17 protein-coding genes are annotated in these 21,894 nt (G+C 50.5%); 8 read left to right on the forward strand and 9 right to left on the reverse strand.

The window, feature by feature from the left end; genetic code table 11:
* Positions 1-19: 19 nt before the first annotated feature.
* The 4 genes from AC1RVX_RS12905 to AC1RVX_RS12920 are packed head-to-tail and all read right to left on the reverse strand — an operon-like array spanning position 20 to position 4,578.
* Positions 20-2,056 (reverse strand): sodium:solute symporter family protein, encoded by a 2,037-nt coding sequence (locus AC1RVX_RS12905; RefSeq protein WP_493216990.1) that lies wholly within the window; start codon positions 2,054-2,056, stop codon positions 20-22.
* A 4-nt stretch (positions 2,057-2,060) separates the two neighbouring features.
* Entirely contained in the window at positions 2,061-2,324 is a 264-nt protein-coding gene (locus AC1RVX_RS12910; RefSeq protein WP_493216991.1) for a DUF4212 domain-containing protein, read from the reverse strand.
* Positions 2,321-3,859, reverse strand: coding sequence for a sensor histidine kinase (locus tag AC1RVX_RS12915; RefSeq protein ID WP_493216992.1), 1,539 nt, complete (start codon positions 3,857-3,859; stop codon positions 2,321-2,323). Before AC1RVX_RS12915 ends, AC1RVX_RS12910 begins: the two co-directional genes overlap by 4 nt.
* Positions 3,856-4,578, reverse strand: a complete 723-nt coding sequence (locus AC1RVX_RS12920; protein WP_493217119.1) for a response regulator — start codon at positions 4,576-4,578, stop codon at positions 3,856-3,858. The genes AC1RVX_RS12915 and AC1RVX_RS12920 overlap by 4 nt, the downstream gene beginning before the upstream one ends.
* 455 nt (positions 4,579-5,033) lie before the next feature.
* On the opposite strand from AC1RVX_RS12920, the gene AC1RVX_RS12925 reads away from it, so the two are divergent.
* From AC1RVX_RS12925 to AC1RVX_RS12935, 3 genes are all read left to right on the forward strand, one after another.
* Entirely contained in the window at positions 5,034-5,411 is a 378-nt protein-coding gene (locus AC1RVX_RS12925; RefSeq protein ID WP_493216993.1) for a BlaI/MecI/CopY family transcriptional regulator, read from the forward strand.
* Entirely contained in the window at positions 5,401-6,681 is a 1,281-nt protein-coding gene (locus AC1RVX_RS12930; protein WP_493216994.1) for a M56 family metallopeptidase, read from the forward strand. Before AC1RVX_RS12925 ends, AC1RVX_RS12930 begins: the two co-directional genes overlap by 11 nt.
* Before the next feature lie 140 nt (positions 6,682-6,821).
* Positions 6,822-7,499: a hypothetical protein gene (locus tag AC1RVX_RS12935; protein ID WP_493216995.1), complete on the forward strand. Its 678-nt coding sequence runs from the start codon at positions 6,822-6,824 to the stop codon at positions 7,497-7,499.
* Positions 7,500-7,525: 26 nt separating this feature from the next.
* On the opposite strand, the gene AC1RVX_RS12940 is transcribed toward AC1RVX_RS12935, so the two are convergent.
* Positions 7,526-7,966, reverse strand: a complete 441-nt coding sequence (locus tag AC1RVX_RS12940; protein ID WP_493216996.1) for an NIF family HAD-type phosphatase — start codon at positions 7,964-7,966, stop codon at positions 7,526-7,528.
* Between the two features lie 268 nt (positions 7,967-8,234).
* On the opposite strand from AC1RVX_RS12940, the gene AC1RVX_RS12945 reads away from it, so the two are divergent.
* A complete protein-coding gene (locus tag AC1RVX_RS12945) occupies positions 8,235-9,389 on the forward strand; it encodes a PepSY-associated TM helix domain-containing protein (RefSeq protein WP_493216997.1) in 1,155 nt (384 codons plus the stop codon).
* 63 nt (positions 9,390-9,452) lie between these two features.
* Here the strand turns inward: AC1RVX_RS12945 and AC1RVX_RS12950 are convergent, their stop codons facing one another.
* The 4 genes from AC1RVX_RS12950 to AC1RVX_RS12965 all read right to left on the reverse strand — a co-directional run bounded on the left by AC1RVX_RS12950 (position 9,453) and on the right by AC1RVX_RS12965 (position 16,450).
* Complete coding sequence (locus AC1RVX_RS12950) at positions 9,453-11,552, reverse strand: TonB-dependent receptor (RefSeq protein WP_493216998.1); 2,100 nt, start codon at positions 11,550-11,552, stop codon at positions 9,453-9,455.
* Positions 11,553-11,587: 35 nt separating this feature from the next.
* Complete coding sequence (locus tag AC1RVX_RS12955; protein ID WP_493216999.1) at positions 11,588-13,513, reverse strand: IucA/IucC family protein; 1,926 nt, start codon at positions 13,511-13,513, stop codon at positions 11,588-11,590.
* Positions 13,503-14,591, reverse strand: coding sequence for an MFS transporter (locus AC1RVX_RS12960; protein ID WP_493217000.1), 1,089 nt, complete (start codon positions 14,589-14,591; stop codon positions 13,503-13,505). The genes AC1RVX_RS12955 and AC1RVX_RS12960 overlap by 11 nt, the downstream gene beginning before the upstream one ends.
* Positions 14,592-14,656: 65 nt before the next feature.
* Positions 14,657-16,450, reverse strand: coding sequence for an IucA/IucC family protein (locus tag AC1RVX_RS12965; protein WP_493217001.1), 1,794 nt, complete (start codon positions 16,448-16,450; stop codon positions 14,657-14,659).
* A gap of 562 nt (positions 16,451-17,012) precedes the next feature.
* Here AC1RVX_RS12965 and AC1RVX_RS12970 point away from each other — a divergent pair.
* Genes AC1RVX_RS12970 through AC1RVX_RS12985 form a run of 4 tightly spaced genes read left to right on the forward strand, consistent with a single transcriptional unit; the run spans position 17,013 to position 21,856 of the window.
* On the forward strand, positions 17,013-17,504 hold the full coding sequence (locus AC1RVX_RS12970) for a MarR family winged helix-turn-helix transcriptional regulator (protein WP_493217002.1): 492 nt from the start codon (positions 17,013-17,015) through the stop codon (positions 17,502-17,504).
* A gap of 34 nt (positions 17,505-17,538) precedes the next feature.
* Positions 17,539-19,071 carry an efflux transporter outer membrane subunit gene (locus AC1RVX_RS12975; protein WP_493217003.1) on the forward strand — a complete coding sequence of 511 codons (1,533 nt, stop codon included), beginning with the start codon at positions 17,539-17,541 and terminating at the stop codon, positions 19,069-19,071.
* On the forward strand, positions 19,068-20,297 hold the full coding sequence (locus AC1RVX_RS12980) for an HlyD family secretion protein (protein WP_493217004.1): 1,230 nt from the start codon (positions 19,068-19,070) through the stop codon (positions 20,295-20,297). Before AC1RVX_RS12975 ends, AC1RVX_RS12980 begins: the two co-directional genes overlap by 4 nt.
* Complete coding sequence (locus AC1RVX_RS12985; protein WP_493217005.1) at positions 20,297-21,856, forward strand: DHA2 family efflux MFS transporter permease subunit; 1,560 nt, start codon at positions 20,297-20,299, stop codon at positions 21,854-21,856. Before AC1RVX_RS12980 ends, AC1RVX_RS12985 begins: the two co-directional genes overlap by 1 nt.
* The last annotated feature ends 38 nt before the right edge of the window (positions 21,857-21,894 follow it).

Raw genomic sequence — 21,894 nt, forward strand, 5'->3', positions numbered from 1 at the left:
TGTCTGGTGACGGACAGGTTCAGGGTTGTCGAATAAAATCTATCAATTCCAGGGTTTTTTGATCTGGTTTGGGTGTCAGATAACTGACCAGCAGCATACTGATAAAACCTGCTGGCACACCAAATACGCCTGCCGAGATTGGTGCAATATTGAACCATTGATTGGCCGTGCTGCCACCAAACAGGGGATGGGTATATAACATATAAAATACACAGATTACAAATCCGGTAATGATGCCCGCAATTGCCCCCTGGCGATTGGTGCGCTTCCAGAAAATACCCAGTACCAGCGAGGGAAACAGGGTTGATGCTGCAACTGAAAAAGCTGCACCCACCAGTGACAGAATATCCGCAGGTTTCAGTGAGGCGACATAAGCAGCTATCAGCGCCACCACCAGCAAAAGTAATTTTGAGATGGTTACCCGTTTCTGGGTAGAGGCTTGCGGGTCGATGATCTTGTAATAAATATCATGCGACAGCGAATTGGAAATTGTCAGCAGCAAGCCATCCGCCGTAGACAAGGCAGCCGCCAGGCCACCGGCTGCAACCAGCGCTGAAACGACATATGGCAGACCGGCAATCTCGGGTGTGGCAAGTACAACGATGTCGCCATCCAGCACGATTTCGGCTAACTGGACGATACCATCATGATTGATGTCCGTAATGGTTACCAGGGGATTGATCTTGTCTATGCTGGCCCAGTAAGTCACCCAGGAGGGCAGCTTGGAAAATTCACTGCCTACCAGTGAATTATAAATATCGTACTTCACCAGTATGGCCAATGCCGGAATACTGATGTAAAGAAGCATGATAAAAAACAGCGACCAGAATACTGAATCGCGGCTCTCCTTCACCGTAGGTGGGGTGTAATACCGAACCAGTACATGTGGCAGGGCAGCGGTTCCCATCATCAGACACAGCGCCAGCGCCATGAAATTGTTGCGCTTATTGTCCGATTCATTCTTGTCTTTGGCGGCATACGGTGTGTATTGCGAAAAGCCGGGCTGTGCCTTGCTCAGATAATTGGCTCTGATATCGGTCCAACGGATTTTTGCTTCTTGTGGCGATTTGGGATAATTCGCCAGCAGACGCCCAGCAGCCTTGATTTCCAGCAGTGAAGCATTGCCGGATTTTAAATCGTCGAGTTTGCGCTGTATTTCAAAACGCCCTTCTTCCCACGATTGCGGCAATTGCTGGATTTTCTTTTGTAATTCATCTGCGCGCTGGCGGTAAATAGCTCTGACTTCCTGCTCTTTGGGATCTAGTGCAAACTGTTTTTCTTTGCTAACCAATTCTGGCAACACCGAACCATAGGTCAGTGGTGCGACTGGATTATGCGTGTGTTTGACCGACAGCCAACCAACAGGGATCAGGAAGGCAATAATAATGATGATGTATTGCGCCACCTGGGTCCAGGTGACGGCCCGCATGCCACCCAGAAAAGAACAGACCAGAATACTGGCCAGGCCAAGGAAAATTCCCACAGAAAAATCTACGCCGGTAAAGCGTGAGGTGATCAGGCCCACGCCATAGATTTGTGCCACCACATAGATAAAGGAAATGAAAACGGTAGCAAACACCGCCAGTATCCTGACTGTATTGTTTTCGGGTGTACCGGCAAAGCGGCTGCCCAAAAAATCAGGGATGGTGTATTGCCCGAACTTGCGCAGATAGGGCGCAATCAACATCGCCACGAGGCAAAAGCCACCAGTCCAGCCTATGATGTAGGCCAAACCATCAAAACCCTGCAAATACAGGCCACCTGCCAGGCTCAGGAAACTGGCAGCAGACATCCAGTCAGCGGCGGTAGCCATGCCATTGAATACCGCAGGCACACGCCGTCCGGCTACATAGTATTCGGTGATGTCTGAGGTGCGGCTGACGACACCGATGCCAGCATACAGAACAATAGTGGCAAACATGAACAGGTAGCCTATCCATGCACGTGGCACACCTTCTTTTTCCAGTATCGCCAGGCTGATCAGGAAGATGAAAAACAGCAGGGTGTACCACAGGTAGTACAGTGTCAGTCTTTGTGTAAATCGTTGTTGTGGCATACGATCAGGGTCCTGTTTGTCTGCGGCTTATCCAAGCCATGCCCAGGGAATAAATGGCCAGTAATATGACAAAACTCAGGGTCAGACCCTGTGCTGCCATATAGAAGGAAAAAGGCCAGCCAAAAAAACTGATGTTACTTAACTCCCTGGCAAAAAACAGGACCGTGAAGCTCAGCAATGCCCAGATCAGCAATAAGCAGGATGTCAGGCGTTTCGTATGACGCCAGTAAGGGCCGGGGCCGGAATAGTTTTTTTCAGGAGTAGTCATAGTCCTGCCTCTAGAGAAACTTCATCATATGGATTGAGTTTGAAGGTAATCCTGAACAGGCAACCGGGAAAAGCGGCATCCTGTGGGTGAGGGTTATCGGTAATTTCTATACTGGCCTGGTGTTGGCTGGCGATTTCCCGGACAATTGCCAGACCCAGACCGCTGCCTTGCACATTGGTGCCAAGAATACGATAAAACCGTTCAAACACATGATCTCTTTCTGCTGCAGGGATGCCAGGACCATTGTCTTCTACTTCTAGCAAGGCCAATGCCTGTTCCTGATCAACGCTGACCCTGACGGTGACACTATGTTCTTCAGGCGTATAACGTAATGCATTGTCGATCAGATTGCTTAACATCTCCCTTAACATCAGAGGGTTGCCAAAAATCACGACTGGCGCATCTTGCTGTTCAAAGCCCAGGTCGATTTTTTTTGAAAATGAAGTCTGTATCCAGTCATGAACCACACTACGTGCCAGGTTGTTCAGATCCAGCTGTTCCAGTGGCTGGGTAGCCGGAGTCTGGTTTTCTGCCCGCGCCAGTGTCAGCAATTGATTCACGAGGCGTGTTGCCGCTTCAGAGCTGGTAGCCAGTTGCAGCAGTGATCTATGTATTTCGCCCTGATCTGTCTGGCGCAACGCCAGTTCAGACTGCATACGCATACCCGCCAACGGTGTTTTCATCTGGTGGGCCGCATCAGCGATGAAGCGTTTTTGTATATCGATGGTTTGTGCCAGCCGTTCCAGCATTTCATTCAGCGAAGTCACCAGGGGAGTGATTTCTTCAGGTACATGGCGTGAGTCGATGGGACTTAAATCATCTGGGCGTCGTGCCCGTATCCTGTGCTGTAGCTCGGCCAGGGGTGACAGGCCACGGCTCAGGGCAAACCAGACCAAGGCTAGCGCTATTGGCAGGATAATGAATTGGGGCAGTATTACCCCCTTGATGATTTCATTGGCCAGCAAGGCCCTTTTTTCCAGTGTTTCTGCAACCTGCACCAAAGCCAGGTGAGGAGCACCGTCAGCCTGTTTGCGGTTTGCTTTGTTCAAATCAATGTAGCTGTACGCAACCCGGATATCGATGCCACGCAGATTTTCATTTCTTAACTGTACAGTGCCAGTTTGTGGTTTATCCTCTTCGGCAGGTGCCGGCAGCTCACGGTCGCCATCAATGACTTCACCTTTATTGTTTTTGATCTGGAAATAAATATTGTCAAGATCGTCTGCGCGCAGTATGTCGCGCGCAGGGCTGCTGAGTTGTGTCAGTACCTTGCCATCCACTTCTTTGACTTGTTGCGACAGGACCAGCACATTGTCTTCCAGTGCACGGTCAAAGGGTTGATTGGCGATGGATTTGGCGACCAGGTAAGTGATGGCTATGCTCATCGGCCACAGCAAAAGCAAGGGAGCCAGCATCCAGTCCAGAATTTCGCCAAACAGGGAACGCTGGATTTTTTCTTCTACTGGTCGGGTCAGGTCATTATCCGGCACGGCAGCTGGCTTTGTCCTGAACCTGTTGCCTGGTCTTGCCGTCATTTTTGCTCAGATGGGGCCGATGGTGCTGGTGGTGACGCTGGCGGTGAGGCGACAAAGAATTTTTCCAGGCAGTAACCAAGTCCTCGCACAGTGGCGATACGTACCCCGTCAATTTCAATTTTTTTGCGCAGGCGATGCACGTATACTTCTATTGCATTATTGCTGACTTCTTCACCCCATTCACATAAGTGATCAACCAGTTGCTCTTTCGAAACCAGGCGTCCAGTACGTTGCAGCAATACTTCCAGTAAACCCAGTTCGCGGGCAGACAGATCCAGCATCTGTTCATGGATGTAGGCAATGCGGCCAACCTGATCATATGACAGCGGTCCGTGCTTGATGATGGTCGGCCCGCCACCGGCACCGCGTCTGGTCAGGGCCCTGACACGTGCTTCCAGTTCTGACAGGGCAAATGGTTTTGCCATGTAATCATCCGCACCCAAATCCAGGCCCTTGACTCTTTGTTCTACCGAATCTGCCGCCGTCAGTATCAATACTGGCAGGTGAGAATTACGCGCCCGCAGGCGGCGCAAGACTTCCAGCCCGCTCATTTTGGGCAGGCCGAGATCCAGTATGAGTAAATCAAAATCCTGAGTGGACAGGGCAGAATCTGCTTCCTGGCCATTATTGACACAATCGGTGGCATAGCCGGACTGCCGTAGGGAGCGTGTCAGCCCATCGGCCAGTACACTGTCGTCTTCTGCTAGCAAAATACGCATGATGAATTTGATCCAGGTGGTTCGTCTCGTTTGTGGATGCCAGCGTAGGCGGCGCATCAGCTCCGCCTGGCAGCATCTCTTTCTATTCTGGCATGGCGCTACGTTCTGCGCTGCTTGCAGGTACAACTTTAACCCAATATCGTCTTTTTGCCAGAATTACCCTTGCATATATTTGTGCAAAGGCAAATATATGTCGCCGAAGGGTATCAAAGGGGGATCTGGCACTGTAAGTAGAACTCTTTTCATGAATAAGGATGAGTTCTGCATGATCGCCTGCACATATTACAACTGAGTCAGATAGTGGCAGGCTTGACATTACTCCCAATAGAAATAGGAAGGCAACTGAAATTTCTTGCTTGACATGATTGATTACAGATGTAATCATTGATTATCGATTACATCTGTAAATGTTTGTGCAGGTGCTTTGGCAGAAATAAATAGAAAAGAGAATGCAAATGAAGACCATCGCTATCAGTGAGGCGGAGTCCATTGTTATGGAAGTGCTGTGGAAAAAACAGCCTTTATCAGCCGAAGAAGTGTTTGTCGCAGTGCTGGATCAGCAAGAGTGGCAAGAGGCTACCGTCAAGACACTGTTGAACCGGCTCTTGAAGAAAGGGGCAATACATGCCGAGAAAGACGGGCGCCGGTTTTTGTATTCACCCTTGCTCAAGCGCGAGCAATGGATACAGTCAGAAAGCAAGGGCTTTCTTGACCGCATGTTTGACGGCAGAATTGCCCCGCTGGTGGCACATTTCAGTCAACAAAAGAAATTGTCAAAGCAAGATATTGCCGAATTGAAGCGCTTGATAGAGGAGCTTGGTGATGGCAAATGAGTTATTGAAAATACTGATAGAAGAAGGTCTGGTATCTACTGCACTGATGTTGCTGGTGTGGGTGCTGAGGCCACTTTTTCGCCACTATGCGGGTGCCGAAATCACTTACAGGACCTGGTTGATTTTGCCTCTGGTCATGTTGGCCATATTGCTGCCGCATCGCATTGAGCAGGGCAGTTTCACTGGATTGCTCATACCCGTTGCGGAGCTGGCTGGTGTTGCAGACACCATTGAATTACCGGCAGGGCAAAACTGGTCGGGCCTGGTATTGTTGTTGTGGGTAAGTGGCAGCTCTATTATGTTGACCTGGTTTGTTCTTCAACATCGTCGCTTTTTGCGTGATCTGGGTGTGCTGACGAAACACCAGGATTTTTATTTGGCGCGCAGTACGGACACTGGGCCAGTACTGGCTGGTTTGCTCCGGACCAGAATTATTGTGCCCTGTGATTTCTTTCAGCGTTATTCTGTTGAAGAGCAAGCCTTGATCATCGCACATGAAAAAATCCACAGACACCGGGGTGATCTGATGGCAAATACACTGGTCGCCTTGCTGCAGTGTCTGTTCTGGTTTAACCCCGTCGTGCATCTGGCGGCTAGGTATTTTCGTTTCGATCAGGAACTGGCTTGCGACGCCTGCGTGATTGTTCAATATCCGCAAGCACGACGTACATATGCCGAAGCCATGCTGAAAACCCAGTTGCATTTCATCCCCAGTGCCATTGCCTGTCACTGGCAATTTCAACATCCTTTAAAGGAAAGAATCATGCATTTACATCAGACACGTCCTTCTTTGCTACAACGCGTATTCGCCTATGTGCTGCTGTTCACTGTTGGTGGCTTTAGTGCCTACAGTGCGTGGGCCTTGACACCTGCGAGCCAAGTCAGTGCAGACGGCACAACCGGACAGGTGAAGCAAACAGTGGAGGCAGATAGCTATATGGTTGCTACTGCCATTACAGTGGGTGGAAAAACTTCCAATCCCCGCATCCTGGTCAAACAAGGCAGGGAAGCCAGCTTTGCCATCAAGATGGACGAACAGCAAAGCAATTGGGATTTCAGTTTTAGCTTGAAAACACCGACAACCGGCAATGATAATGAGACCGTCATGGTGACGATGGTAGTCAAAAAAGATGGTGTCGTGATAGCCAAGCCAAATCTATTGGTTGCGCTTGATCAGGCAGCCAAAATCCAGCAACAGACGCCAGAACACCAGAATGATTTTGATGTTTCACTGACCGCCAGTTTGCTGAAAAAAGGTGACAAGTTTTAGCTGCAACCTGATAGCGCTGGCTTTGACCAGCGCTGTTCATTGTATGGGGATAAAATAGCTCTTCTGTTAGAATTTTCTGACCAAAAGAAACCTCTGCAAAAGCGGGCTCTTTCCCATGTTTTAGCAAAGATGATCGAATAATGAAATCCTTGACTGCGAATCGGCTTGCTCTGCTTTGTGCCCTGTGTTGTTCTTCAGCGATGGCGCAGTCTGGCCAGCTTTGTTCTGGCGATGCTGGCTTGCATAAACTGGAAGGCTATTGGAGTAGTACGCAGTTTCTAGACTTGCTGGACAAGTACGGCGACTGGACAACCGCCATGCAGGTCGCAGACAGCCAACAAGTTGCCCTGTCCATCAAAAACGGACAGATCAAACAAAACCTGGCCTGGCATGAAGGTGATGAAAGCAAGTATTGCCTGCGCCTGAAGGGCGATAAAATTTGGCTGCGGGAAAATGGTAAGCCAGAACGGGGGCCTTACCAGCGTTTTGGCAAGCTGGATCAGCACGAAGCAGATCTTTACCTGGCCCGCCTGATAAAGGGCTGCTTTACCAGCGCAGAAAAAGAGCAATGGTGTTTTCAACAGGGCGGGCTAAGTATCAATGGCCAGTCAGTCAATGCACAACTGGAACTGGATTTATCTGAACTGGATCTGTACGGCACACCCTTGCATGTGCATGGCCGTAAGCTACCCTTCTGGTATCTGGTGAAACGTTCGGACGGATGGGCTGTATTTGAAGATGACTATGCCAGCAATGAAAAACGCACTCCAGTTGATTCTAAGACCAGCAAATCGTGGAGGGTGCTGAAACCATCATAGTGCTTGCAAGCTAGATATCATGGTTGTCAAGTCGCTACAAGTATTTCAAGTTTTTGTAAGGCTATGAATAAACCTGTATCTTCATTTGAATACGGGTAATCAAAATAATCTATTTGCATCCACTGTGCCTCCTGTCCCGGGTGCAGATATTTTTCGAAATCATCCACCAGCACAATATCTGACACCACAGATGCTGGAACAAATTCCAGGTTTTTGGTTTCACCATGCCAATTGATGTATTCGATATCAAGGAACCAGTTTGGCGCTACATTTTCTTCGACAAGCAATTTTGCGATTTGCCTGAATTTATTTTCCTGTACGGTAGTAAACATGACTATTCTGGGAAATAGCAATGCGCAACGGTCCAGGAAGTGATGTAGGCCCGGTCGTGCTATCTGACTCATTGCGTTGGAAATCAACGTACCTTCAAGATCCAGTGCTAATACAGTTGGTATTGTCTTTTTCATTGGTTAAGAACTAAGGAGTATGGCTATAGTGTCACATTAAAATCATAGTGTGCGCAATTGGATTTTGTGGCCTGTGCAAGAAATTTCCGTTAAGATAGATACTACAGGGCTGCGAAGTACAAAGCAGCTTGTCCCTTCAGCCAGCCTTTTTGTTGTCCTTCCACGAATAGCCAGCATTGACTTTTTTTCTGGATATTCGCTATGCATTTTTCTTCCTGCAGTTTGACTTGCCAGCCTTCTTTGCAACGTACATTTTCTGAGACCAGCCATGTTGCCTAAATCTGTGCGCGCGTTACTATTGCGCCTGCATTTGTGGCTGGCGCTGGTGTTTGGCAGTGTGTTTGTCATGCTGGGACTGACAGGCAGTATCATCAGCTGGATGCATGAGCTGGATCATTTGCTTAATCCCTCATTGTTCAACAGCACACATACAAGCACTAATGATGAACAGATTACTCCTGCCAAGGTGCAGGCTGTAGTCAATATGTTAGTTGCTGATAGCCGTTATGGCCGTCCCAAGCAGTTGATGATACCTGTCAGTACGGCGGAGGTTTTTGTTGCCTGGTATGCTCCGGTGCCAGCAAAAGATAGCTCTGCTTTTGTCCAGCGCTGGTCGCGTCAGGTGATGCTTGACCCGGTGACAATGGCAGTAAAGGGGGAGCGTAATTGGGGGGAGTACGGCTTGTTGGCAGCCTTGCTGATGCCGACGATTTATCATTTTCACCGCTATATCTTGCTTGGAGAAACCGGCAAAACGGTGATTGCTGTCAGTGGGCTCATGCTCATGTTGATGTCCATTAGTGGCTTGTTTTTATGGGTGCCGAAACCTACCTGGAAAGCATTGCGTCAGGCTCTTACAGTGAACTTTTCCGCTTCGTGTAGGGCCGTCAATTTTCGCCTGCATCGGGTATTGGGATTTTTTTCTTTACCAGTTTTCCTGCTATTGGGCTTTTCCGGTACCTATTTCAATCAGCCACGATGGATATTGCCGGTGATTTCCATGACCCTGTCTGTGACTGAAATGCGAGAGGTAGCCAATGTGCATAAGCCGACAGGGCAACATATTAGCGTTGCGCAAGCCATGCAACGTGCGCAAGACGTATTCCCTCAAGCAAGGATCACACGCCTTGGCTTGCCATCCAGCACCGCGACAGCATATGAAATCAGATTGCGCCAAGCTACGGAAATACATTCCGGTGATGGTGCCAGCAGGATCAGTGTAGATGCAGAGAGCGGTCGCATACTGCGCGTCACTGATCCACTTCGTGGCCAGACCGGTGATCGTTTGTTGACCTGGCTATTCCCCTTGCATAGTGGAATAGCCTTTGGCACATTGGGGAGGATTTTTATTTCTTGCTTTGGCTTGATGCCACTGGTTCTGATGATAACTGGCTGGAGGATGTGGCGTAAGAAATCGATATGAACAAGCCCGGTGTTTTATAGTACGGACTTTTTTTCACAGCATGATACATATGGTATCAGTACTTCAAAACCGGGTATTTAATACCAGATTCACATTGAATGGTGCACCCGGCTGTATCTGCACATTGTTATTTGCGGATTCCATATAGTGGGCGTTACTGACATTATTGAGTTTCAACGTGATGTCATAGCGTGCTTGCAGATAAGTCAGTGCAAGGTCAAGGCGGGCGTAGCCTGGCAGGCGCACCGTATTGTCTGTCAGGGCGTATTGCTCACTATGGGCAATGATACCGGCACCGGCACTCCAGTTCCTGGTAAATATTTGTTTTAACCACAGACTGGCATTGTGAGCAGGAGTCATTTCTGCGCGGTTTCCGATACGTATGTCGTTCGAGGCGACGATTTTCGCGTCATTATAGGTATAGCTGGCGTGCAATTGCGTGTCGCTAGCCAGTTGACCCTGCAATTCCATTTCAAAGCCCTGATTGCGTTGGCGGCCGATTTGTAACTGGCGCAGACCTGTCGCATCAGTTGGGTCGGCGGTCAATTGATTGCTTTGTTCTATCCTGAACAAAGCTATGCTGGTGTACAGACGCTTGTCCATCCAGTCTTGCTTCAAACCGATTTCTTGCAAGTCGGTCTTCAAAGGTTTGACCTGATTCAGCGGGTTGTTGCCGGTGTAAAGCAAGTCACCACCGGCAGGCTGATATGAGCGGCTGATCGTGAAATAAACGGACTGTTTTGGTGTGAATTTATACACCAGTCCCAGGCGTGGTGAGAATAAGTTGTCGGTACGTTCGCTGACGGCATTGTTGGCAATGTGATTGATCTGTTTTTGTTTGAACTGATCAAAGCGTCCACCCAGCAGCATATCCCAGTGCGTTGCCAGGGAGAATTGATCTTGCAAGTAAAGGGCTGCGGTTTCTGCATTGAAGCGGCTGTCTATGGCTACGGGCAGGGTTTTAAAGTCGGGTGCGCTTAACAGCTGTTGAGGATGGTATAAATCCACAGGGTAAGCCGTGCCGGTTTGTCTGACCAGGGAATCACGTTTTTGCTGTGCTATTTCCAGACCGGCGAGTAACAGGTGCTTACCCACGCTATAAGTCAGTTCAGTCTGGTTGAGCAGGTTGCTTTGCTGGATGGGGAAGTAGGTGATTTGACGTGATACGGTATCAGCTATGTTCTGTCCGGTATTGACGCGGCGGTTACGGGTATTGACACCATCCAGGTCGGTTTGACTGTATTGCAGGTTATTGACGAGACTGAGTTGCTGATTGAACTTGTGTTCCAGCCTGGCTTTGAACAGATCACTGTCGGTTCTGGTGTAATCAAATTTTTCGCCATAAAATGTATCTGTATCCACTGCCACAGCACGTCCGTTTAAAGATGGTATGCCGCGGTCTGGTGTATGGTCTTCACGTTGGATTTCCGCTTGCAATAAAAGACTGGTTTGTGGATTGATTGCCCATGACAATGAGGGTGCCAGCAGCATACGCTTATGGCTTATCTCATCACGATAACTGTCGCCAGCATCGTAGGCCGCAATCAGGCGGGCATTGACATCGGCGCTCATCGCACCACCAGTATCGATACTGATTCTGCGCTGGCGGTTGGAGCCCAGCGCCATTGAGATCTCGTTTTCTTGTTGGGCTTGTGGTTTTTTTGTGATGCGGTTGATCAGACCACCAGCTGCACCACGGCCATACAGGGCAGCTGTTGCCCCTTTGATGACTTCCAGTTTGTCGGTGGTGGCAATGTCGCGATAGTACAGGCTGTCATCACGCATGCCGTCCAGCAGCGTCTCACGGGGAGAGTAAAAGCCGCGTATGTAAAATTCGTCACGACGACCTTCTCCTTGCCCGGCGATGATGCCAGGCGTATAGGTCAATGCGTCCTTGCTGGTGTTGACTGCGCGGGAACGCAAGTCTTCATTGGTGACGATAGAAATGGATTGCGGTGTTTCCAGTAAGCTGTTGTGAGTTTTACTGGCACCGCTGACCAGGGTACTGCCACCCTGGGACTGTGCCTTGACTTCAATGACGGGTAACTCATTTTGGGCTTGCGACTGCGTTTTTGGCTGTGCTTGGCTTTGTGCCATTGCCTGGTTGTTGCAGACGTGACAGAACAAGGTAGTGATGATGAGGGAAAGAGGTTTGGCTTGCATAGATAGAGACTTCATTTTAGTGAGGGATATAGGATTTACGGTAAAGGGCTGATGCCGTTCACAACGCCCAGCGGGTGATACAGCGGCAGATAGGCTGCCTTGCGGTCAGCCTGTTTTAAAAAACGAATCAGCAAATTGCCTTTGACTGGCAGCGGTTCGCCAGACAGTAAGCCCTGTATGCGACGTGCCGCTTCAGGGTTGGGGAAGCTGGCCAGATAACTTTGCAGGATGCTGCGCAGGCAAGCCCACAAGTCGAGATGAAGATCATGATTGCCATTTGCCAGTGTGGCGATGACTTCGCAAATATTATTCACCAGCAGACAGTAGCCTATGCGTGTCCATCCGGCTTCATCACTACAACAGATTTCCTGGCGTGTATGGACATCCAATGGGAGTGTTGAGAGCAAGCCATGGGCTTTGGGAGTCAGCCTGGTCAGTTCCAGATCCCTGACGATGAAACGTGCCGGAGTGCCGTCGTCAGACAGACCGATGATACTGTTTTGCATATGCGGTTCAAAGGCGAACCCTTTTTCAAACAGCAGATAAAACGCCGGATAAATTGCCAGTCTGGCATAGGTGCTGAACCACAGGTGCATGCCCTGGATCAGGGGCAGGCCGTGTCTGTGCGCATAACGCTCTATCAGTGCTGCTACCTGCAGGCGACCAGTCTGGCCATTGCCAAACAGCGATGCACATATCATGGGAGTGATACCTTCTGCCATATGCGCGCTCAGGCCCTCCCGCAGGATCAGGCCAAAACCATCTTCGATTTCCTTGTGTTGTCTGTGATTCTGGTGCTGATCTTCGGGAAAAGCGACACTGATATATGCCTGCTCTTCCAATACATGAAAATCCGGAAACAACGACTGCATTTCTGACTTCATGGGGCGATACAGGCGGCTGGCTGTTAACGCAGCAGCCAATTCATGCCGGGCATTATTACGTATGCAATTGGTGATGCGCAGATTAAGTGACAGTTTTAAAAAAGCACTGCCATCTTCAGCCAGCATCGTGCGTATGGATGCCGTCGGGTAAAACTGTTTTCCAGCCGTACCCAGGTCGCGCATGTCACCTGACGCTATGGCTGCCCTGATGCGTGGTTGTTGCATGAGCCAGTCAGCTTGCCAGGGATGCAGGGGCAGGATGATATATGCAGCATCGGCCAGCAGGTCGTGCCTGGTCAGTTGCTGCAGACATTTTGGCAGATCTCCACCGTCAAGCTTATCGCTGATGATCCACTTTAGTGGCAATTGGACATAGCGTAATTGCAGCAGAGCGCCATGTTCGGGAGAATATTTTTTTTCTTCCGCTGCCGTCCAGCCAGAACGGCTCTTGGGTGTGGGATGAAAAGGGTGACCAGTCAGTAAGTGCTGTTCGCTGCGTATGTATTGTTGTAAGGGGGTGTCCATGTGATGCATGTTCACCGGATCTTTCTGTGCATCCAGCAGATGCTGCATGGTGCTTATGCTTTCTTCTATCTGCTGTAGCAGGTCCTCGTTGTAGGATGTGTCTTCACGTAGTGACAGGTCAGCAATGATGAGATGTGCAATTTCGTACCAGCCTGCTGCTTTCCAGGTTTGCTGACAATCTTGCAGATAAATGTCCGTAGTGTAGTCATAATTACCGGTGACTGATACATGCCGCACACCTACACAAAGTCGGCTTTGCATGCGCGGCAACTGAATATCGAGCACCTGTCCCTGATGCTGCCATAAGGCAGCAGGTGGCAGTACAGTTTGAGTGATGGCCCGTACCGCGAGGTTATGTTCTTGCATGGCGACTTCACGTGCGTAGCAGTTCAACAAGACGTGTGCGTGCTGTAATTGCGCATATTCTATTGCAGATGCCGCGCCGTTTGCCGCGTGCCGTGTCTGTGCAAAATGCGACAAATGCGGCAGATGCAGAATTGATAAACTATCGGGTGATTGGCTCATCGTGAACCGGGGTAAGCTAGCGTTCATAACGTTTACTTTCTATCAAAACAGACAGACTGGCCAAAAGGGCACAGCCTAACCAGATGGGAGCGGTATAGCCGAGCGAAGTAGCCAGACCGCTTGCGAAAATTCCTGCCAGAACAGCGCCCCATTTATTTGCGCCTTCCAACTTGCCAAAATGCTGGCCCGCGGTGGCGTGCTTCGTGGTCGCTGCTGCCAGCGTATTGATGGCCAGGTAGGTACCCGTCATACCTATGCCCATGAGCAGGCGGCCTATGATCAGCATTGGCAAATTGTTGCCCAGTACCTGGAATAGCAGCCCAGCACAAGTCAGGGCAGAAAAGCGTGCCAGCGCAGTTTTTGCATTGGCAAAATTGACGTGTCGGCCCAGGGGCCAGGCTAAGAGTAAAAACAGTGCGTGCGGCAGACCAAACAAGGTGCCAGCCCATGTCGCAGGAATGTTGAGACGTTGTGCCAGATCAATCACAAAATAGGGATAGGTCAATACCGTTCCTATGGTGAACAGCGCCTGGAAACGGTAGAGCTTGCTGGCATCGAGTGCGATAGTTGGAATGTCTTGTGTTGCAATGAGGTGATGGGTTTCTGGAGAGCTAGCTGCACTACCTTGTGCAGACAGGAAATACAGCATCAAGCCTGCCAGACCTGGAAAAATGGCAAGGTAAAAAAAGATATTCAACAAGTTTTGACCACCACTGAACAAGCCAATGATGGCTGGTCCGGCAAACAAGGCGGTTCGTGCGGAAGCCTGCATGACACTCAATAAAGTTGCCAGGCGTTTGCCTGGCAGGATAGAAGCCAGAAAAGCGTTGGATGCAGCAAAGGTCCCGCCTAGCAAACCTTGTAAAGTCAGGCCAAAGGCAAATTCCCACGGTGTGCGTGCCAGGCCGGTGACGATGAAACTCAGACACAGTCCCCAATGTGCCCTTATCAGCGAAGCGCGTATACCTATCCGATCAGCGAGTTTTCCCCATAAGGGGTTGGCGATGGCTGCTGCCAGTGTGGGCAGGGTAAAGTACCAGCCCGCCATGGTCAGTGCTTCGTTGGAAAAATTCTGGCTGAGTATGTGGGCATAAAAGGGGGGCATGCATAATGCTGCAAACGCTGCACCAAAATGTCCTGATACTGTGATGAAAATGGTTTTCCGCATCATCATGTGCCTGAATGCTTCGAGAATTCATGCAAAGGATTTGGCACACTGTGAAATTCCTGCTCACTTGACGCTGACAGACGCCGTGTTGCCAGGCACTCTATTTGTATGGTCGGCACAAACAAGTCAAACTGCACAAAACGTGCTGCCAGTTCGGGGACCTGCATTTGATAGTTGAGGACAGCTTGTGCTGCCAGTTGCCAGAAGCGTCTTTCAGGAAAACCATGGTGGTGTTCCAGCCTGTGTGCCAACTCAGATAAATGGATGAACAGCAAGACCTCAAGCAGGTAGTCCCTGGCTTCGCTGATGGTATGCACCACAAAGCCGGTGCTGGCATTGGCCAGATTGCGGTGTGCTGGTGCATTACGCAATTGGTTGATCTGTGCCTCGTATGTGGTTTGACCAGCAATGTAATGTAATCCCCCCGGCAGGTCGCGAATTGCTACCCCGGTGGGAAGACCATTGTTTAATATCAGCAAAGTGTTTTGCGCATGCGCTTCGAGCAAGACACCGTGCGCCAACATCAGATGCAAGAAAGGCGGCAGCATGGATTTCAGTAGGGCACTGACCCAGATTTCTGTTCCATGTGCAACCAGCCATGGAGCAATTTCCAGTTGCTGTTGACTGTCGAGTCTGGTCAATGCAGTACAAGGAAAAACCTGCTCACCATCTCGCACTATGGATTCTGGTGATTGCCGCCAGATCGCGCCCAGAAGCCCATATCTGTCCTTGCGCGAGAATGCCGGTTTCAGGGTGATACCCATCGGCTCTGTCAGTATCGACAGCCTTGTTTTATACCGCAAATAATTGTCTTGCGCGCATAATTGAAGCAGCCATTGCGATATCAGTGGTGCGTTGTGTACGTGATGATCGGACAGGATACGGTCAGCGGAACTATTGGCTATCGCCAGTGGCAACTTGATATTGAAACGTGGCTCTGTTGCTGTCGAACTTAGTGAACTTAATGAGCGTATGGATTGCTGCGCCAGCCACAGATCCGGGCCGACACCCAAATACAGCAAGTTGCCATCTGCCAGCCAGTCGGCATAATGAATTTGCAGACTGTGCTGCCAATGCCAGGGATGTGCCGGCAGGAGATAATAATCTGTGCTGTCGTACCCCTGATCTGTTATTACCTGCTGTAACCGAAGCAATTCCTGCTTACCTGATTCTGTCTGTATAAAGCTGGAGTAACTCCCGCCGTTCAGCGTATGGATGTCACACAACTCTTTGACGACAGCAAGCCAGACCAGGCCAAATGCCTGCGCAAATTCCGGACCATAACGCAGGTGATCTTCCAGGCTAAAACCCATGCGCGAGCGGTAGCAGGGGTGATACAAATGGCCGTCACCAAGCTGGGCTTCTTGCCATGCATACGGCAATTCTAGTGGGGACGTATATGTTGTTGTTAGTGAACACGCTTGTTTGACGGCTGTATGTGTCAACTCGGAAATGAAGCGCTGGATTTTATCCTCACCCAGTTGCAGATGCCTGAGTAAATTATTGGTAACGACAGCAATCTCGTGGATGGCTTTTCCGCTGTGCTTATCCAATAACCGGCCAGACAGTCGTGTACGTCCGAATGCGCTTGGTAACAGGGCGCTGATTTCATATTCCACTTTGGTTTGGTGTTCATCAAGGCCCAGCAAATGCAGATGAGCGGCGCCATTGATACCGTGTTCCAGATGCCCGATCAGGGCACCTTCGAACCAGAACGCTTCTATGAACTGACGTAAAGTCCTTTCCATTGCAGGCGCGTAAAACTGGAGATGACTATGTTGTCTGCTGATATGCATCAAATTTTCTTCCTTAAGTTTATTCAGGGTGAGCGGGACCCGTGCAATTGCTGTGAGCAATCGCACCATGCTTGATCGGTGGCGTGACGAAAATTAAAGAGGATGCATCAGATGCTGATAGTGCTTTCTCTTATCTCGGCATGGCAATGTGTAAAAGCGCGGGATTTTTTTGCCCGTTATTTGAGATTGGTTGCGGATGGTATGCGTTGCACTAAGCGATAAAACGATGAACATGATTTCCCCCAATACGAACTTCATTGGCTTTTCACGGTATCGGCCCACGTCGTGATGCTGGCGAACGTGTGGAATTGGGGCTGGCGCTTGATGGGGATGGTGAAATTGCAAAAGTGGAACGATTATAAATGAGAATGATTATCGTTTGCAAATGATTTTTCATGAAAAATTCTATGAAATTCATTTTTATTTAGATGGACGTTTCCTATTTCATTGTGAAAAGGTATAGGCACAAGCAGGAAAATGCCTGTGATTCGTCATTTTCTGGTGCCGTGCAGAAATTTAAAAACTGGTATAAACTATTGCCTAGTCAACGATTATTCCCATCATGGATACTGAAAACCAAATCCCCGAGTTCGATAGTTCGCAAGTAGAAGACAGTGTCGGCTATTTGCTGGCCAGGTCGCGAACCATGCTGTCTCGCTCTATAGAAGATGCTTTGCGCCGGGTGGATATCACGCACGCGCAAGGCAGTGTTTTCATGATGCTGGCTACCGGAAAAATTAATACGGCGGCAGAGCTGGCGCGTGACCTGTTTATTGATTCTGCAGCGATGAAACGCACTCTGGACAAGCTGGAAACGAAGGGCTACATCCAGCGCGTGATTGATGAGAGTGACAAGCGCCTGTTCAAATTGGAACTGACGCCTTCTGGCAAGTTAATGGCGGCACAGCTGCCAGCAATTTATGCAGAAGTGCTGGATGTGGGGTTTACCGGCTTTGCTGCTGAAGAAATCACGTTTTTGAAGTACCTGCTACGCAAGCTTCTGGCGAATCGCCCCATACTGGAAGCCAAAATGAATAGTTGCTCAGGCAATTAAATAAACATATCAATGTGGAATTCATATTTTCATCATGAACAAACCTACTTTTAACATCCAGGCAACTAGCAAGCTCGTGCGTGTGCTGGCTGCTGCCAGTGCTTTCAGCTTGCTTTCTGCCTGTGTCAGTTACCAGGGCATACAAAGCCAGGTGCAACTCAAGACACTGAATGCAGATAGCGGTGCATTTCCTGGGCAGGGCGCTGGCGGAAGCTGGCCGGATAATCAGTGGGCCAGCAGCATAGGCGGCGCTGATTTGCAAAAGCTGATCGATCAGGCACTGCAAAATAACCCCAGCCTGCAAGTTGCCGCTGCGCGCCTGCAAGCTGCGAGGGCGATGACTGCTGTCGTTGGTGCCAATGAATTGCCATCAGTGAATGCCAGCTTTGAGAGCACCTATCAACGTTTCACAGAAAAAGGCCTGATACCGCCGCCATTGGCAGGTACCTACAACACCAATAATCAGTTGGCCCTGAATGCCTCGTATGAATTTGATTTTTGGGGCAAGCACAGCGCAGAAATGCGTGCTGCTCTGTCGCAGGAAAAAGTGGCCGAAGCCGAAGGTCAGAGCGTACGTCTGATGCTGGGCAATGCTATTGCCCGTAGCTGGTTGCAATTGGCCCGGCAGGCAGCCCAACTTGAATTGAGCAAACAGCAATTGGTGATTCGTGAAAAATTCGACCAGCTGACACAGCAACGCGTCAAGGCCGGTCTGGAAACCAAAACGGAAACCCAGCAAAGCCTGATCCAGTTGTCTGGCCTGAAAAACGATATCGCCCAATGGCAGGAATCCATAGCCCTGACACGTAACCAGATCGCTGCCCTGCAAGGCTTGGGGCCAGAGCAGGGCCGTGACATTCCATTGCCACAGTTTAAACCGGCGACTGACATGGCCTTGCCTGGTAGCCTGCCGCTGGAATTGCTGGGACGCCGTCCGGATATCGTGGCAGCGCGCTGGCGTGTGGAAGCCAGCCAGGGGGAGGTGGATGTCGCCAAAACCCAGTTTTACCCGAATATCAATCTGGTCGGCTTTGCCGGTTTGTCCAGTCTGGGTTTGAGCAATCTCTTGCAAAGCGGCAGCAGCATCATCGGCGTCGGCCCGGCAATACGCTTGCCGATTTTTGAAGGTGGCCGTCTGCGTGCGCAATTGAAGGGCAAGGTGGCTTCTTATGATATGGCCGTTGCCACCTATAACCAAAGCCTGACTGATGCTTTACATGAAGTGGCAGATCAGGTGCAGATACTGCAAGCCAGTCAGGTCCAGGCAGTTGAGCAAAAAGCTGCCGAGCAGGCTGCCCGCGTCAGCTTGCAACTGGCGCAGCAAAGACAGAAAGCCGGTACCGCCAATATGTTGCCGGTATTGGCAGCAGAAAGCGCCGTACTGTCCCAGCAAAAACTGTCACTGGATATCGCCATCCGTCATACCGAAAGCCAGATCAACCTGATCAAGGCACTGGGTGGCGGCTATGACAGCAAGACCAATTTTTCTGATGCTGCCAGCCAGACCAAAAGCAGTGCAAACATCAACAACACAACCGCAGCAAGTACATCGGAGGCCGCGTTATGAACGCCCCAGCAACAAACAATCAAGATAAACCTGTTACAGCCCAGCTGCCTGTCGAAGCGGCTCCGGAAAATGGCAAACGCCGTGGCCTTCTGTTGATCGTCACCACCATCATTCTGATCGCTGCGATCGCCTACGGTGCATGGTGGTGGCTGGTTGCGCGCAACTTTGAACATACCGAAGATGCCTATGCCGCTGGCAATGTGGTACAGGTGACATCGCAAGTCGCTGGTACAGTGGTCGCCATTCATGCCGACGATACTGAACTGGTGCAGGTCGGCAAGCCACTGGTAGAACTGGACAAGACCGATGCCAGGGTGGCAGTTGACCAGGCTGAGGCACAACTGGCACAGACCGTACGTGAAGTGCGGGTACTGTTTGCCAATAACGGTAGCTTGCAGGCGAATGTCAGCCTGCGTAGCAGTGAAGTCGAAAAGGCCAAAGCCGACCTTGCCCGTCGTCAGCAATTGCTGAGCACAGGTGCGATCTCTGCTGAAGAACTCGAACATGCACGCAATGCCGTCAAGGCTGCAGAAGCCGCTTTACAGGCTGCCAGTGAACAACTGACATCCAACCGCACACTGACAGAAAACACCACGGTTACGCAGCATCCGAATGTCTTGCGGGCGGCCGCACGTTTGCGCGAAACATTGTTGGCTTTGAGCCGCACCAGCTTGCCAGCACCGACTACCGGTTATGTCGCCAAGCGTGCCGTACAGGTTGGTCAGCGCATCGCTGCCGGTTCACCATTGTTATCTGTCGTGCCTTTGAATTCGCTGTGGGTGGATGCGAACTTCAAGGAAGTGCAACTGGCACATATGCGTATCGGCCAGGATGTGGAATTGCATTCTGACGTATACGGTGGCGATGTCACTTACCACGGTAAGGTGCTGGGCATGTCTGCCGGTACCGGTTCTGCCTTTGCCTTGTTACCGGCGCAAAATGCCAGTGGTAACTGGATCAAGGTGGTGCAACGCATACCAGTGCGCGTAACCCTGGACCCGAAAGAACTGGAAGCACATCCGCTGCGCATAGGTGTATCCATGCAGGTCAAGGTCAATATATCGCAACAACAGGGCGCGCCGGTAACGGCGGCGACACGTAGCAGCCCGGCATATCAGACCACCGTGTTTGAACAGAATGGCAAAGACGCGGATCAACGCATTGCAGAGATCATTGCAGCCAATCTGCCAGTCACTAAAGTTGCCACTACTATCAAGGTCAAGTAATGAGCACGGCACCACGTCCACAGGCACCGCATCCGCCACTGAAAGGATCGCAACTGGCGATGGGCACGCTGGCCCTGTCGCTGGCGGTCTTCATGAATGTGCTGGATTCGTCGATTGCCAATGTGTCGATTCCGGCCATTTCCGGTAACCTGGGTGTGTCACCACAACAGGGTACCTGGGTCATTACTTCGTTTGCGGTAGCGAATGCGATTTCTGTGCCGCTGACAGGCTGGCTGACCACCCACTTTGGCCAGGTCAGGTTGTTTCTGTCATCGATATTGTTATTCGTGATTTCATCGTGGCTGTGCGGCATGGCACCGAATATCGAAATCCTGATTGCTGCCCGTATTTTACAAGGAGCGGTCGCGGGGCCGATGATTCCCTTGTCGCAGGCATTGCTGCTCGGTAGTTATCCACCTGCGAAAAGTTCCATGGCCCTGGCACTATGGGGCATGACGACCCTGGTCGCGCCCATCATGGGGCCGCTGTTAGGGGGCTGGATATCGGACAACTACACCTGGCCGTGGATTTTTTATATCAACATCCCGGTAGGCCTGTTTACCGCCTGGGCGACCTGGTCCATTTATCGCAAGCGTGAATCACAGATCAAAAACCTGCCTATCGACAAGGTTGGCCTGTTCCTGCTCGTCATCTGGGTTGGCTCGCTGCAGTTGATGCTGGATAAAGGCAAGGAACTGGACTGGTTTAATTCCGGCGAGATCATTTTACTGACTGTGATTGCCGTCATCGGCCTGATTTATTTCGTCATATGGGAACTGGGACAAGACCACCCAGTGGTCGATCTGTCGCTGTTCAAAGGACGTAACTTCAGCGCAGGCGTGATTGCCATTTCTGTCGGTTACGGTCTGTTCTTTGGTAGTCTGGTCATCATGCCTTTGTGGTTGCAGACGCAGTTGTCGTATACCGCGACCGAAGCTGGCAAGGTCATGGCACCGGTGGGTATATTTGCGATCCTGCTGTCGCCCATCATAGGCAAGATATTGCCCAAGGTGGATGCCAGAAAAATCGCGTCTATCGCTTTCCTCGGGTTTGCTCTGGTGTTCTTTTTACGATCAGGTTTTAACACGGATGTGGATACCTATACCCTGCTGATACCGACGCTGATACAGGGGGCCGCCATGTCCATGTTCTTTATCCCGCTGACTTCGATCATTCTGTCAGGTCAGCCACCGGATAAAATCCCGGCGGCATCCGGTCTGTCGAATTTTGTGCGTATCATGTGCGGCGGTATGGGCGCTTCCATCATGACCACTATCTGGGACAGCCGCAGCACCCTGCACCATGCCCAGATGACCGAGCTGACCGGCAACAGCTACCCGACGTTTGTGCAAAGCATGCAAAACCTGATACAGCAAGGTATTCCGGAACAGGGTGCCTACGCCATCATAGACCGCAGTATCAGCGTACAGGCCAGCACCATGGCGGCGACAGATATCTTCTGGATGTCAGCCTATATGTTCATTGGCCTGATTGGTCTGGTGTGGCTGACCAAGCCGAAGAAATCGGCAGTGCCGGTGGATGCGGGTGGTGCGCATTAGGCGGGGATGAACGCATCATCGCCATGAAAAAAGCCCGG

It is taken from the genome of Undibacterium sp. GW821-FHT11B02, assembly GCF_058808955.1.